The sequence below is a fragment of the Streptosporangium sp. NPDC023963 genome (genome assembly GCF_040639135.1).
Lineage (GTDB): Bacteria > Actinomycetota > Actinomycetes > Streptosporangiales > Streptosporangiaceae > Streptosporangium.
This window is the reverse complement of sequence record NZ_JBEZZK010000007.1, coordinates 333,489-347,035: the sequence shown is the minus strand read 5'-3', so window position 1 is coordinate 347,035 and position 13,547 is coordinate 333,489. Positions and strand designations below refer to the sequence as shown.

General features: G+C 72.2%; 11 protein-coding genes. 10 read left to right on the top strand and 1 reads right to left on the bottom strand.

Annotated features, from left to right (window positions below):
• Positions 1–198 precede the first annotated feature (198 nt).
• From AB0F88_RS23475 to AB0F88_RS23430, 10 genes are all read left to right on the top strand, one after another.
• On the top strand, positions 199–1,242 hold the full coding sequence (locus AB0F88_RS23475; RefSeq protein WP_362687687.1) for a LacI family DNA-binding transcriptional regulator: 1,044 nt from the start codon (positions 199–201) through the stop codon (positions 1,240–1,242).
• On the top strand, positions 1,239–2,489 hold the full coding sequence (locus tag AB0F88_RS23470) for a sugar ABC transporter substrate-binding protein (RefSeq protein WP_362687683.1): 1,251 nt from the start codon (positions 1,239–1,241) through the stop codon (positions 2,487–2,489). Before AB0F88_RS23475 ends, AB0F88_RS23470 begins: the two co-directional genes overlap by 4 nt.
• A gap of 2 nt (positions 2,490–2,491) precedes the next feature.
• Positions 2,492–3,439, top strand: a complete 948-nt coding sequence (locus tag AB0F88_RS23465) for a sugar ABC transporter permease (RefSeq protein ID WP_362687680.1) — start codon at positions 2,492–2,494, stop codon at positions 3,437–3,439.
• Between the two features lie 116 nt (positions 3,440–3,555).
• On the top strand, positions 3,556–4,365 hold the full coding sequence (locus AB0F88_RS23460; RefSeq protein ID WP_362687677.1) for a carbohydrate ABC transporter permease: 810 nt from the start codon (positions 3,556–3,558) through the stop codon (positions 4,363–4,365).
• Between the two features lie 53 nt (positions 4,366–4,418).
• Positions 4,419–6,023: a glucoamylase family protein gene (locus tag AB0F88_RS23455; protein ID WP_362687673.1), complete on the top strand. Its 1,605-nt coding sequence runs from the start codon at positions 4,419–4,421 to the stop codon at positions 6,021–6,023.
• 49 nt (positions 6,024–6,072) lie between these two features.
• Positions 6,073–7,905: a hypothetical protein gene (locus AB0F88_RS23450; RefSeq protein ID WP_362687670.1), complete on the top strand. Its 1,833-nt coding sequence runs from the start codon at positions 6,073–6,075 to the stop codon at positions 7,903–7,905.
• 286 nt (positions 7,906–8,191) lie between these two features.
• Positions 8,192–8,905, top strand: a complete 714-nt coding sequence (locus tag AB0F88_RS23445) for an RNA polymerase sigma factor (protein ID WP_362687666.1) — start codon at positions 8,192–8,194, stop codon at positions 8,903–8,905.
• Positions 8,898–10,019: a CU044_5270 family protein gene (locus AB0F88_RS23440; RefSeq protein WP_362687663.1), complete on the top strand. Its 1,122-nt coding sequence runs from the start codon at positions 8,898–8,900 to the stop codon at positions 10,017–10,019. The genes AB0F88_RS23445 and AB0F88_RS23440 overlap by 8 nt, the downstream gene beginning before the upstream one ends.
• A gap of 104 nt (positions 10,020–10,123) precedes the next feature.
• On the top strand, positions 10,124–10,669 hold the full coding sequence (locus AB0F88_RS23435) for a hypothetical protein (RefSeq protein ID WP_362687660.1): 546 nt from the start codon (positions 10,124–10,126) through the stop codon (positions 10,667–10,669).
• A gap of 332 nt (positions 10,670–11,001) precedes the next feature.
• Positions 11,002–12,585 carry a PepSY-associated TM helix domain-containing protein gene (locus AB0F88_RS23430; protein WP_362687657.1) on the top strand — a complete coding sequence of 528 codons (1,584 nt, stop codon included), beginning with the start codon at positions 11,002–11,004 and terminating at the stop codon, positions 12,583–12,585.
• A gap of 139 nt (positions 12,586–12,724) precedes the next feature.
• Here the strand turns inward: AB0F88_RS23430 and AB0F88_RS23425 are convergent, their stop codons facing one another.
• Complete coding sequence (locus tag AB0F88_RS23425; protein WP_362687653.1) at positions 12,725–13,528, bottom strand: helix-turn-helix transcriptional regulator; 804 nt, start codon at positions 13,526–13,528, stop codon at positions 12,725–12,727.
• Between the last annotated feature and the right edge of the window lie 19 nt (positions 13,529–13,547).

Sequence of the window (13,547 nt, the reverse complement as noted above, 5' to 3'; positions counted from 1 at the left end):
GAGGTGACCTGGCCTCTTTTTTCCTGACAAGTCTCACAAATCCCGGAATATCGCTGTGCCCGTTTGGTAACGGTGGCGTAACAAGTCTTTACTGATGATTCCGTCCGGTGGTTGACTCCGGTCATTCACTGTAAGCGCTTCCACCCTCTGTCGCCGCCGAGTGTAAGCGCTTCCACTTCCCGGCAGATCGGACGACGGGTGTCAAACAGCGACGAAGGTCAGGGCGCGACCATCTACGAGGTCGCGCAGCGGGCGGGCGTCTCCATCGCCACCGTCTCCCGGGCGCTGCGCAACACCGGCCCCGTCGCGGCCGGAACGCGCGAGAAGGTGCTGAGGGCGGTCGAGGAGCTCAGCTTCACCCCGAGCCGCCTCGGCGTCTCCCTGGCCCAGGGCCGCCACGCGGCCAACGGGATCGTCTTCCCCGACCTGTCGGGCCCCTACTTCGCCGAGGTCCTCCTGGGGTACGAGGAGGTGGCCGCCGAGCTCGGCCGCTCCGTGCTCATCCTGTCCACCCGCGGGCGGGCCGCGGTGCAGGACCTGGTCAGGGACCTCGTCGGCCGGGTGGACGGCATGGTGATCTTCGGCAGGACCGTCGAGGACGCCCTGGTGGACGAGATCGTCAGGAGCAGGACGCCGCTGGTCCTGCTCGCGCGCGACCCCGTCGAACGGGCGGACGCGGTCTCCAGCGAGAACACCGCCTCGGCCGAGGCGCTTGCCACCCACCTGCTCGGTCACGGCTACACCACCTTCGCCCTGGCCGGGGACGACGACCGGGGCGACGTCACCCAGCGCTGGACGGGGGTCAGGCGGGTCCTGTCCGGCCACGGGATCCGGCCTCCGGCGCCGTTGCCCTGCGAGCTCACCGTGGAGGGCGGGTACGCGGCGGGGCGGACGCTGCTCGGGGGAAACCCGGGCGGGAAACCCGCTGGCGGGCGCCGTCCCGAGGCGGTGATCTGCGCCGACGACCAGGTGGCCCTGGGCGTCATCCTGGCGGCCGAGGAGCTCGGCCTCGACGTGCCCGGCGACGTGGCCATCACCGGCTGGGACGACATCATGGCCGCCCGCCACGCCAGGCCCGCCCTCACCACGGTGCGCCAGCCCATGCGCCTGCTCGGCGCCCGCGCCGCCCGCGCGCTGGACGAGCTCATCAAGGGCACCCGAACCGTCCCGAACTCCGAGATTCTCCCCACCCAGCTGATCGTCCGATCCAGCTGCGGGTCTCACCCCCTGGAGGAAAAGTGAAGAAGTACGCCGTCGGGATCCTCGCGCTGGGGCTGGTGCTCGCCGGGTGCGGCCGGAGCACCGGAGGGGCCGCCGAGCAGGCGAGGGACGTCGACACAGGCAAGGCCGCCGGCGAGGTCACGGTCTGGGCGATCGGGGCCGAGGGGGAGGCGCTGGGCGCCTTCGCCAAGGACTTCGAGACGGCCAACCCCGGCATCACGATCAAGGTGACCGCGCTCGGCTGGGACGTCGCCCACGACAAGATCACCGCGGCCATCGCGGGAAACGCCACCCCCGACGTCACCATGCTGGGCAGCACCTGGATGGGCGAGATGGCCAAGACCGGCGCCCTCGACCCCACCCCGGCCAACCTGATCGACAAGTCGTCGTTCTTCCCCGGCGCGTGGGGCACGGTCGAGGTGGAGGGGACCGCGTACGGCGTGCCCTGGTACGTCGAGACCCGCGCCCTGTACTACCGCGAGGACCTCGCCGAGAAGGCGTCGGTGAAGCCGCCCACCACCTGGGAGGAGACCACCGCCTTCGTGAAGGCGCTCAAGGATAAGGGCGGCGCCTCGCTCGGTGTCGAGCAGAACTTCCGGCAGGGCTCCTGGCAGGAGGTGCTGCCGCTGGTGTGGCAGGCGGGGGGCGAGATCATCGCGGACGGCAAGTGGACGCTGGACACCCCGCAGATGGTCAAGGCGCTCAAGCAGTACGGCTCGTTCTTCGAGAGCGGGCTCGCCAGCACCGACCAGCCGACCGGCGCCTTCCCGCAGACGTTCGTCAAGGGGAAGGTCGGCGCCTTCTACTCGGGGCCGTGGATGATCGCGGGCCTGGAGAAGGACGGCGGCGAGGGCTTCGGCGACAAGTTCGCCGTCGCGCCCTACCCGAAGGGGAGCGCGGGAGGTTCCAGCCTGATCGGCGGCAGCGACATGGTGGTCTTCAAGGACGCGAAGAACCGCGAGGCCGCCTGGAAGTTCCTGCGCTGGCTCGTCGACCCCAAGGTCCAGGCCACCTGGTACACCAAGGTCAACGCGCTGCCCAGCGTCGAGGCCGCCTGGCAGGACCCGGCGCTCACCGCCGACGAGCGCGTCACCGTCTTCGGCGAGCAGCTCAAGGACGCCAAGGCCGTCCCCGCCGTCCCGACCTGGGAGCAGGTGGCCAAGGTGATGGAGACCGAGGTCGAGAAGATGGCCCTGGGCAAGCAGACGGCCGAGGAGACGGCCAAGCGCGTCCAGGAGCAGGCCGAGACCATCGGGACCGGGGTCTGACCATGGTGGTCGGCGAGCGGGTGGGCTCGCGCGAGCCCACCGGACCGGCCCCCGCCGGGGAGCGGCGATCCGGGGGAGGATTCCGCCGTACCGGCCTGGCCTGGGTCTTCGTGACGCCCTTCGTGGTGATGTTCGCGGTCTTCTGGGCGGGGCCGCTCCTCGTCGAGCTCGGCATGAGCTTCACCGACATGCGCAGCACCGACGTGCGCGACCCCCTCGGGGTCAACCTCGTCGGGCTCGACAACTACCTGCGACTGTTCGACGACGAGCTCATGCGCAAGGCGGCGGTCAACACGCTGATCTTCGTGGTGACCGCGCTGCCGCTCACCATCGCCCTCGGCCTGGGCGCGGCCGTGGCGCTGAACTCGGGGATCGCCCGGCTGCCCGCCGCGTTCTTCCGGCTCGGCTACTACCTGCCGTACGTCACCAGCATCATCGGCGTCGCGGTGGCCTGGAGGTTCCTGCTCGAACCCGACGCGGGACTGGTCAACCAGGTGCTCGCGGCGGTGGGCGTGGACGGCCCCCGCTGGCTCGCCGACGAGAACCTGGCGCTTCCGGTGATCATCGTCATGACCGCCTGGCGGAGCTTCGGCTTCGACATGGTCGTCCTGCTCGCCGCCCTGCAGGGCATCCCCAGGGAGCTGTACGAGGCGGCGGAGGTCGACGGCGCCGGGCGCTGGGAGCGGTTCCGCTCCGTCACGCTGCCGATGCTCCGCCCGGCGCTGCTGTTCTGCACCGTCTACAGCTCCATCGGGTTCGCCCAGTTCATGGAGGAACCGCTGGTGATGACCCAGGGAGGCCCGGCGGGCGCGACCACCTCGGCGTCGCTCGCCATCTACGACCAGTTCGGCTCCGGCAACTACGGCTACGCCGCCGCCGCGGCGAGCGTCCTGTTCACCGTGATCGTGGCCCTCGCGGTCCTGCAGTTCCGGGTCGGGAGGTCCAGATGAGACCCGTTCAGGGCGGGGAGGCCCCCGCGAAACCGGCTCCGGGCCGGGCGGCCGGCGTGAAACCGGCGCCGAGGCGGAGGACCCCGGCGAAACCCGCTCCGGGCCGCGAGGCCCTCGTGAAACGCCGCTTCTCCACGTACGCGCTGCTCAGCGCCGGGCTCGTGGTCGTCGTGCTGCCGTTCGTCTGGACACTGCTCACCTCGTTCAAGCCGGAGACCGAGATCAGGCGGACCCCGCCCGACCTCCTGCCGGTGCAGTGGACGCTCGCCAACTACGGCGAGCTGCTGGAGAAGATGAACATCACGCAGGTGTTCGTCAACAGCGCGGTGGTGGCCCTCGCCACCGTCGCGGGCAACCTGCTGTTCTGCTCGATGGTCGGGTACGCCTTCGCCAAGCTCGCCTTCCGCGGCAAGAACGTGCTCTTCGCGCTGGTCCTCACGCAGATGGCGCTGCCCGCGATCGTGGTGATGATCCCGCAGTTCGTGCTCATCGCGAAGCTCGGCCTGGTCAACACCTTCCTCGGGATCATCCTGCCCGGCCTGGTCACCCCGCTGGGCATCTTCCTGATGCGCCAGTTCATCGCGGACATCCCCGACGAGCTGATCCACGCCGCGCGGGTCGACGGCGCCAGGGAGTTCCGGATCTTCTTCGGGATCGTCATGCCGCTCTGCAAGCCCGCGCTCGCCACGCTCGGCCTGATCACGTTCCTCGGCTCGTGGAACAACTTCCTGTGGCCCGCGGTGGTCGCCCAGAGCGAGGACAAGTACACGCTGCCCGTCGCGCTGGCGATCTTCAACGGCTACCAGGGGACCCAATACGGCCTGCTCATCGCCGGGGCGGTGGTCGTCGTGCTGCCGGTCCTGGTCCTCTTCGTCTTCCTGCAGCGCTTCTTCATCCAGGGCATCGCCTCCACCGGACTCAAGTGATCCGGGGCGTCGCCTCCACCGGACCCAAGTGACCCCCCACGTAAGGAGCCCCCGTGCGTCGTCGTCACGTGGCCGCCCTGGCGGCCTGTCTCGCCCTGATCACGGCCGCCCCCTCTCCCGCCTCGGCCGCGCCTGCCCCCGCTCCCCCCGTCCCCTCCGGTTCCCCCTCCGCGTCTCCCCTCGTCTCCCCCGATGTCCCCTTGACGGCGGGGCGGCGGCGGGAACTGCTGCGCCGCTACGCCGCGGACACCTGGAGGTCCATGGCCGCGCTGGCCGATCCGGCGACCGGGCTGCCCTCCGACAAGATCGACGGCTCCCTCGACCCCGCCACCCGCGCCAAGGTGACCTCGCCGACCAACATCGCCACCTACCTGTGGAGTACGGTGGCCGCCCGCGACACCCGCCTCATCTCCCGGGGTGAGGCCCTGCGCCGCGTGACCAGGACGCTCGCCTCGACGGCGAAGCTGGAGCGGCACGCCCCGACCGGCCAGTTCTACAACTGGTACGACCCGCGCACGCTCCAGATCGTGCGCACCTGGCCGGAGGACGGCTCGGCCGTCCAGCCGTTCCTGTCCAGCGTCGACAACGGCTGGCTCGCCGCCGCCCTCATGATGCTCCGCAGCGCCGTGCCCGAGGTCTCCAAGCAGGCCGGGGCGCTGGCGAGGAGCATGGACTTCGAGTCCTACTACGACCCGCAGGCGCGGCCCGACGCGGGCACCGGCCTGCTGCGCGGCGGGTTCTGGCCGGACAAGCCCACCGGCTGCTCGGTCGAGAGCGACTACAACGGCTCGGGGACCACCGTCCACTCCACCTGCCACCACTACGGCGCGCTCACCGAGGCCAGGATCGCCAGCTACGTCGGCATCGCCCTCGGCCAGCTCCCGCCCGAGCACTACTACGGCATGTGGCGGACCTTCCCCGACACCTGCGACTGGTCGTGGGCCGAGCAGAAGCCGGTCGGCGCCTGGCGCACGTACATGGGCGTCAACGTCTTCGAGGGCACCTACGGCTACCGCGGCATGCGCCTGGTGCCCACCTGGGGCGGCAGCATGTTCGAGGAGCTGATGGTGACCCAGCTCGTGCCGGAGGACGTCTGGGGCGCCAGGAGCTGGGGTCGCAACCAGCCGGTCTACATCGCCGCCCAGATCGAGCACGGCATGAACGAGGCGAAGTACGGCTACTGGGGCTTCTCCCCGTCCAACGACCCCGCCGGCGGCTACCGCGAGTACGGCGTGGACGCGATCGGCATGGACACCCCCGGCTACACCTCCGACCAGGAGCGCACCTCCGTCGACTACGGCTTCGAGGGATGCCGCGAGGGGCAGCCTGAACCGGCGTCGTACGGGGACGGCGTGGTCACCCCGCACGCGTCGTTCCTCGCGCTGCGCCACGCGCCGGACGCGGCCCTGGACAACCTCGCCAGGCTCAGGGCGAACTTCGACGCCTACGGGCCCGGCGGTTTCTACGACGCGGTCGCCGTGCGCAGCGGCAAGGTCGCCAAGCAGTATCTCGCCCTCGACCAGGGAATGATCATGATCGCGCTCGGCAACGCGCTCGCGGACGACAGCCTGCGCCGCCACTTCGCCACCCGCGACGTCACGGCCAGGCTCGCCCCCGTGCTGCGCCAGGAGGAATGGGCCGTCGTGCCCCCCAAGTGAGCCGTGGCCCAACGCGCACATCCACCCATCGACCATCGGGGAGACATCAATGAGCACGGCCGACGCCGCACACCGGGACTGGCAGGCCCGCATCTACCGGCCGTCGGGGGAGGTGGCCTCTCCCCGTCTGGCCGATCGGGTCGAGGTCGCCGCCCCCCGGGGGCTGCGCGCCGAAAGCGGAGGCGGGCACGTCACGCTGACCTGGGAACCGGTGGCCGGGGCCATCGGCTACCTCGTCCACCGCGCGCCCGCCGAGGACGGGCCGTACACCCCGACCGAGCAGCGCGACGTCGACGTGCCGGCCGTGCCGGACCCGCGCTACGTCGACACGCGCGGGGAACCCGCCTGGTACCGGGTCGCCGCCGTCACCACCATGGAGCGGACCGGCCCCCTCACCGAGGCGGTGTTCGCCGCGCCGCTCGCCGAGCCGGGCGCGACGGTCCTGCGGGTCGACGCCTCGGTGAGCACGCGGCCGCTGCCCAGGCCGTGGAAGTACATGATCGGCTCCGAGCACCTGTCGTACATGCTGTCCGCCGACACCGTGGGCGGGCGCCCGATCGGCCCCGAGCTGACCGAAGCGCTGCGGACGATGCGGGACGAGCTGGGCGTCGAGACCGTGCGCGCCCACGCGATCCTCTGCGACGACCTCGGCGTCTACCGGGAGGAGGACGGCAAGCCCGTACACGACTTCAGCCGGGTGGACGAGGTCTACGACACGATCACCGGGTTCGGCATGCGGCCGATCGTGGAGCTGTCGTTCATGCCGCGCGACCTCGCCTCCGACCCGTCGAAGACGGTCTTCGGCTACGAGGCGATCATCTCGCCGCCCAGGGACTACGACCGGTGGGGCGACCTGGTCCGCGACCTCACCCGGCACCTCGTCGAGCGGTACGGCCTGCGCGAGGTCATCGACAACTGGGCCTTCGAGGTGTGGAACGAGGCCAACCTGGAGGTCTTCTGGAGCGGCACGCCCCAGGAGTTCTTCCGCCTGTACGACGTGTCGGCGGCGGCCGTCAAGGACGTCCACCCGGACATCCGCGTCGGCGGCCCGTCGTCGGCGGCCAACGGCTGGGTCCAGGAACTCATCGACCACGTGGACGCCTCGGGCGCGGCGCTCGACTTCGTCTCCACCCACACCTACGGCAACGCCCCGCTCGACTGGCGGCCCGCCCTGGAACGCCACGGCCGCGCGGGCACGCCGATCTGGTGGACGGAGTGGGGGCCGACCCCCACGCACTTCCACGGCATCGGCGACGGGCCGTTCGGGGCGGCGTTCCTGCTGCACGGGATGAGGTCGGCGGCCGGGCGGGTCGACGCGCTGGCCCACTGGGTCGCCTCGGACCACTTCGAGGAGCTGGGCCGCCCGCCGGCGCTCTTCCACGGCGGGTTCGGCCTGCTCACGGTCGGCAACCTGCGCAAGCCCCGCTACCTCGCGCTCACCCTCGCCGACCGGCTGGGCGAGGACGAGCTCGCCTGCTCGGCCGGCGGCGACGTCGCGGGGGTCGAGGCGTGGGCGGCGCGCTCGGCCACCGGCGCCGTCGGGGTACTGGTGTGGAACGGCACCCTCGACCAGGGCCGGGCCGACGGCGCGGAGATCCTGTCGCGCGAGGTCGCCCTCACCGTCGAGGGCCTGGCCGCGAGGGAGTACGCGGTCAGCCACCACCGGATCGACGAGCGGCACTCCAACATCCGGGCGATCTGGGCGGAGATGGGCGGGGGCGCCGGCTGGCCCGAGGGCGGGCAGTGGGAACGGCTCCACGCCGCGAACGGCCTGGACGAGCTGGAACCCGTCCGTACCGTCCACGCGGCGGACGGGACCCTGCGGCTGGAGTTCTCCCTGCCCATGCCCGCCGTCTCCTACCTGGAGTTCACCCCGGTGTGACGGGGACGCGTGTCCCCCCGAGCCCTCGGAGGGACCGCTGACACGGCCACCGACACGGCCACTGATACGGCCGTCGACACGGCCACTGATACAGCCGTCGATACGGTCGCCGATGCGGGGCGCGCGCGGGAGGCGCGCGCCCCGCTTTCCCGGGTTCCGAGGGGCGCGTACCGGGGCGGGGGCCGGCCGATCTCACCTCCGGCCAGATCGCCGGGTCGTTTCCGGGAACCGCGGGCACGCGGGAGGGCAACAACGGTTGTCCTGACCGAGAGCCGAGAGGCCGGATATGAGCGAAACGAGCCGGACCCGGACGGGGGCGGGCGGCACCCTCCCCGTCGGCGGGGAGGGGGACGGTGGCGTCCTCCCCGCCGACGGGGCGCGGGACCGCGACGTCTCTCCCGCCGGTTCCCCCGCCGACAGGGCGGAGGCCGACGACGCCTCCGTCATCGAGCGGTCCCGGCGGGAGCCGGAGGCGTTCGCCGAGGTCTTCCACCGGCACGCGCCCGACATCAAGCGCTACGTCACCCGGCGGCTGGGAGCCGACGCGGCCGAGGACGTCGTGGCGGACACCTTCCTGGTGGCGTTCCGCAGGAGGGCGGGCTACGACCCGGCGCAGCCCAGCGCGCGGCCGTGGTTGTACGGCATCGCGACCAACCTGATCAGGCGGCACAAGCGCGTCGAGGTGCGGCGGCTGCGCGTCCTCGAACGGACCGGCGTCGACCCGGTGACCGCCCCGTTCACCGAGCGCAGCGACGAGCGGCTGAGCGCCGGCGCCGTGCGGCGCAGGCTGGCGGCCGCCCTGGCGCGGCTGCCCGCGGGTCACCGGGATGTGCTGCTGCTGGTGACCTGGGGCGGCCTCACCTACCCGGAGGCCGCCCAGGCGATGGACATCCCGGTGGGCACGGTCCGCTCGCGGGTCAACCGGGCCAGGGGCAAGGTGCGCAAGGAACTCGGCGGGGTCGACCCCACGTCCGTCAGCGAGGAGACCTTCCATGGATGAGATGACCCAGGTGAACCGGTTGCGCGGTGAGGTGCCCCGGCCGGGCCCGGCGGAGCTGCGCGCCGAGGAGCGGCGGCTGCTGTCGGAGATCGCCGCCCTCGGCGCGGCACCGGCCGGCCGCAAGGCCCGCCGCCCGGCCGGCCTGCGGAGGAACCTCCGGCTGAGCGTGGGAACGAGCCTGGCGGTGGGGGCCGGGGCCGCGCTCGTCGTGGGACTCGGGTTCGTCGACACGAGCTCACCCTCCCGGCCGGGGACGGCCGTCCAGGTGACGCCCGTGGCGATGTCGGCGGTCCTCCAGCGGGCCGCCGACACCGTGAGCGAGCGGGACGAGCTGTACCCGGAACCGGGCCAGTTCCTCGCCTTCGAGATGCAGATCATGTTCCCGGCCAAGCTGCAGGAGGGCGGGAAGGAGGTCCGTTACCTCGAGCACAGCCTGATCAAGGTGTGGCTGCCGGTGGAGGGCTCCGCCTTGGACGGAGGGGTCATGTCGAGCAGGCATCTGGAGCCGAGGCCGTTCCCCGGGGAGCCGCTGCCCGCCGCGGTCAAGCGGCGGGGGGAAGGCGACGCGGCGCCGGGGAAGCTCGTGGGCCACGACATCAGTCCCGAACACCGGCGCACCGACTACGCCTACCTGAGCCGGTTGCCCACCGATCCCGAGGGGATGCGCGAGCACCTCTACCGGGATCTGGCACAGGACCCCCTGGCCGACTATACGGCGTGGGGGAAAGTCGGCTCGATGATCACACAGGCGTACATGCCGTCCGCCCAGCGGGCCGCGCTGTTCCGGGCGGCCGGCACGATCCCCGGCGTCGAGACCGTCGACGAGGCCGAGGACGCCGCCGGACGCAAGGGGGTCGCGGTGGCCATGGTCAACAAGTTCGGCGGGGTGCGGCACGAGTACATCTTCGACCGCACCACCTACCTGTACCTGGGCGAGCGCGTCGTCGTGACGGACGCGGCCAGGGCGGGAGCGCCGGAGGGCAGCCTGATCACCTCGACGGCACAACTGAAGGTCGAGGTGGCCGACCGGGCGCCCGAGGTGGCCGACCCCACGCCCGAGGACGCCGACTACGCGCCCAAGGTGGGGGACCTCCCGCCTGAGGTGACCGACTAGCGCAGACCGCCCAATCGTGACGCACAGATCGAGTGGTATTAATCCACACTCTTAACGACAGTTCAAGGGCTGGCGAATTCACCATTCTCTGTCACCATTGCCCCATGCACGCCTTCCGTTTTGTTCGCGCCGCGGTGTTCGCGGTCGTGTGCGTGACGGCGTCGCTGGCCATGCACGTGCTGGCCGGAGGCAGCCCGGTGGGACCGGGTGTGCTGGTCTGGGCGGTGCTGCCGACCGCGGCGGGCGCGTTCGCGCTCGCCCGGCGGCGGCGTGGTTTCGGCATGCTGCTGGGGGCGAGCTTCGCCGCGCAGTACGGCATGCACCTGTGGTTCACCTCCGGCGCGGTACAACCGCCGACCGGGCACGAGCACGGCGCCGGTGACCTTTCCACCGGCCTGTTCATGCTGCTGGTGCACGCCGTGACGGCGGTGCTGTCGGCCCACTGGCTGGAGCGGGGGGAGTGCGGCCTGGCCACACTCCTGTTCCTGCTCTTCGCCTCTGCCCTCACCCTGCTGCGGTGGCGCGCGCCCGTCGCCTGCCGCGTCGCGCCGCTCCCCGCCGCGCCCGACGACCGGGTGCCACCGGTCACCCGGCTGCTCGCCGCCGCCGTCTCGCGCCGCGGGCCGCCCGCGGTCCCGTACGCCGTCTGACATCGGGCCGTCGCGCCCGGACGCCGTCGCGCCCTCGCGGGCCCGCGTCTCCGAGCGCCGTACCCTTCCGGCCGCGGGCCGTCGCGCCCTTCCCTGCCGGTGAGCCCGAGTGCCGCCACACCGGCGCCCGCCGGCGCCCACCGGTTCCCGGTGGTGCCCGGCGACATCCGCCAACGCCAACGCCGACGGGCCGCGAGCCCGGCTCCCACCGTGCCTGCGGCCGGTGAGGGCCGGAGTCCCGCCTGCCCTCCCGCGACACCGAACCGAACCTCACCCCGCGGTGCCGCGTACCTGACGGTGCGCGCGTTCCCTGCGAACGGAGAACTCTCCCCATGACGTCTGACGTCGAGATCCAGCCCGGGACCGGGCCGTCCGGCCCCTCGCCGGCTCCCGTGCCCCCCGTGTCTCCGGTGTCCCCGGTGCCCTCCACCTGGGCGACGCTGCGCTCGCTCCTGCTCCGCCTGCACTTCTACGCCGGGATCCTCGTCGCGCCCTTCCTGCTGGTGGCGGCGACGACCGGCCTGCTGTACGCCGCCTCCTTCCAGCTGGAGAAGGTGGTCCACTCCCACGAGCTGACGGTCCCCGTACCGGCCGGGCAGCAGAAGCTGCCCCTGGCACGGCAGGTCGCGGCCGCGACCGCCGCGCATCCCGGGGGAACGATCGGAGCCGTATGGACCTACGACGAGCCTGACGCGACGACCCGGGTGCTGTTCAACGACCCCGGCCTCGCGGAGAGCATCCGCACGGCGGTCTTCGTCGACCCGTACACCGCCCAGGTCCGCGGGTCGCTGGAGAGCTACGGCAGCTCGGGCGCCCTGCCCGTGCGGACCTGGATCTCCCAGCTCCACCGCCACCTGCACCTGGGCGAGCCTGGACGCGTCTACAGCGAGATGGCCGCCAGCTGGCTGTGGCTGGTCGCGCTCGGCGGCCTGGTGCTGTGGCTGACCCGCCGCCGCCGTGCCGGTCAGCGGCTGCGCCGCCTCGTCACCCCCGAGCGCGGCGTCCGCGGCCGGCGCAAGACCCTCTCCTGGCACGGCTCGGTCGGACTGTGGGCGCTGGTCGGCCTGCTCGCCCTGTCGGCCACCGGCCTGACCTGGTCGAAGTACGCGGGAGTCAACGTCGACGTGATCCAGAGGGCGATCGGCTGGGGCACCCCGTCGATGCCCGTCTCCGGCGGTCACGGTGACCACGGTGCCCACGCCGGAGGGGACGCGGGCGCCGCCCCGGCCGCCGACGTCGACCAGGTCGTCCGGGCGGCGGCGGGCAAGGGCCTGTCCGGACCACTGGAGATCGTCTGGCCGGCCGAGTCCGGCGACCCGTACGTCGTCAAGGAGACGGACCGCCTCTGGCCGCAGCGCAACGACCAGGTGGCGGTCGACGCCGCCGGCGGCCATGCGGTCGCCGAGCTGCGCTTCGACGACTTCCCCATCGGGGCCAAGCTGACCCGGTGGGGCATCGACGGGCACATGGGAGTGCTGTTCGGCCTGGTCAACCAGATCCTGCTGGCCGCGCTGGCCGTGGCGCTGATCTCGGTCATCGTGTGGGGCTACCGGATGTGGTGGCTGCGCCGCCCGACCCGCGGGTTCGGCGTCCCCTACGAGCGCGGCGGCCTGCGGCGGCTGCCCCTCGCCGTGGTCCTGCCCCTGGCGGCCGTGGCGGTCGCGGTGGGCGTGTTCCTCCCGCTGCTGGGCGTCTCGTTGCTCGCCTTCCTCGTCGTCGACGTCGTCCTCGCCAGGGTCGCGGCGTCGCGCGCGGGGAAGCCGGAAACCGGTGAGCACAACGAGCACGGCGAGCACGGCGAGCACGGCGAGAACGACGAATCCGACAAGTCGGACGAGCCTGGCGAGTCCGGCGAGGTCGGCGAATCGGATGAGCCCGGCGAGCCGAGCAAGTCCGGGGCCGGGGTCTCCGGCTGAGACCCGCTGTCGGCGACCGAGGACCTTCCAGGACGCCGGACCGGCCGGACCGGCCGGGGACGAGTGACCTCGGCCGGACCGGCCGAGACGGCGGGGGTGTGGCGTGGGGCGCGCGCCGCGCCCCCGCCCCGTCCCCTGCTCAGTCGGGGTGGTGCTGGTGCTGCAGGTAGGCGGCGGTCTCGGGGTTCGCCGGGAAGTACGCCTCGATGGCCAGCTCGGCGACGGTGATGTCCAGCGGGGTGCCGAAGGTGGCCATGGTGCTGAAGAAGGCCAGCTCACGGTAGCCGCGGCGGAGCCGGAGGGGGATCACGATGTCGCCGGGACCGGGCCGGTCTATCTCCGGCTCGGGCTGGTCGCAGGGGTAGTCGTCGAGCTCCTGCCAGAGCGCCGCCAGCTCGGGGTCGGCGGTGAGGCTCATCTGGCGGCGGAGCCGGTGCAGTAGGTGGGCCCGCCACTCGCCCAGGTTGATGATCCGCTGCGCCATGCCCTTGGGGTGCAGGCTCAGCCGCAGCACGTTGACCGGGGGGACCAGCAGCTCCGGCGCGACCCCGCGCAGCAGCAACCCGGTCGCGGCGTTGCGGTCGATGAGGTTCCAGCGCTGGTCGACGACGACCGCCGGGTACGGTTCGTGCCCGCTCAGCACCTGCCCCAGCGCCTCCCGCACCGACGCCATGTGCGGTGAGCTGAGCGGCGTCTCCGCGTAGAGCGGCGCGAACCCGCCGGACAGCAGCAGGTGGTTGCGCTCGCGCAGCGGGAGCTCCAGCTCCTCCGCGAGGTGCAGGATCATGTCCCGGCTCGGTTTGGACCGGCCCGTCTCCACGAAGCTCAGGTGCCGGGTGGAGATGTCGGCCTGGATCGCGAGGTCCATCTGGCTCATCCGCCGTCGTTCCCGCCACTGGCGCAGAAGCTCGCCTACCGGCCGGGACGCGCTGGTGGTGGTCACGTACGCCACGATAACCGGC

Excerpts from the sequence above, each read along its gene's own strand:
- AB0F88_RS23465 (WP_362687680.1), top strand. The coding sequence starts at position 2,492 with ATGGTGGTCGGCGAGCGGGTGGGCTCGCGCGAGCCCACCGGACCGGCC.
- AB0F88_RS23450 (WP_362687670.1), top strand. The coding sequence starts at position 6,073 with ATGAGCACGGCCGACGCCGCACACCGGGACTGGCAGGCCCGCATCTAC.
- AB0F88_RS23445 (WP_362687666.1), top strand. The coding sequence starts at position 8,192 with ATGAGCGAAACGAGCCGGACCCGGACGGGGGCGGGCGGCACCCTCCCC.
- AB0F88_RS23440 (WP_362687663.1), top strand. The coding sequence starts at position 8,898 with ATGGATGAGATGACCCAGGTGAACCGGTTGCGCGGTGAGGTGCCCCGG.
- AB0F88_RS23435 (WP_362687660.1), top strand. The coding sequence starts at position 10,124 with ATGCACGCCTTCCGTTTTGTTCGCGCCGCGGTGTTCGCGGTCGTGTGC.
- AB0F88_RS23430 (WP_362687657.1), top strand. The coding sequence starts at position 11,002 with ATGACGTCTGACGTCGAGATCCAGCCCGGGACCGGGCCGTCCGGCCCC.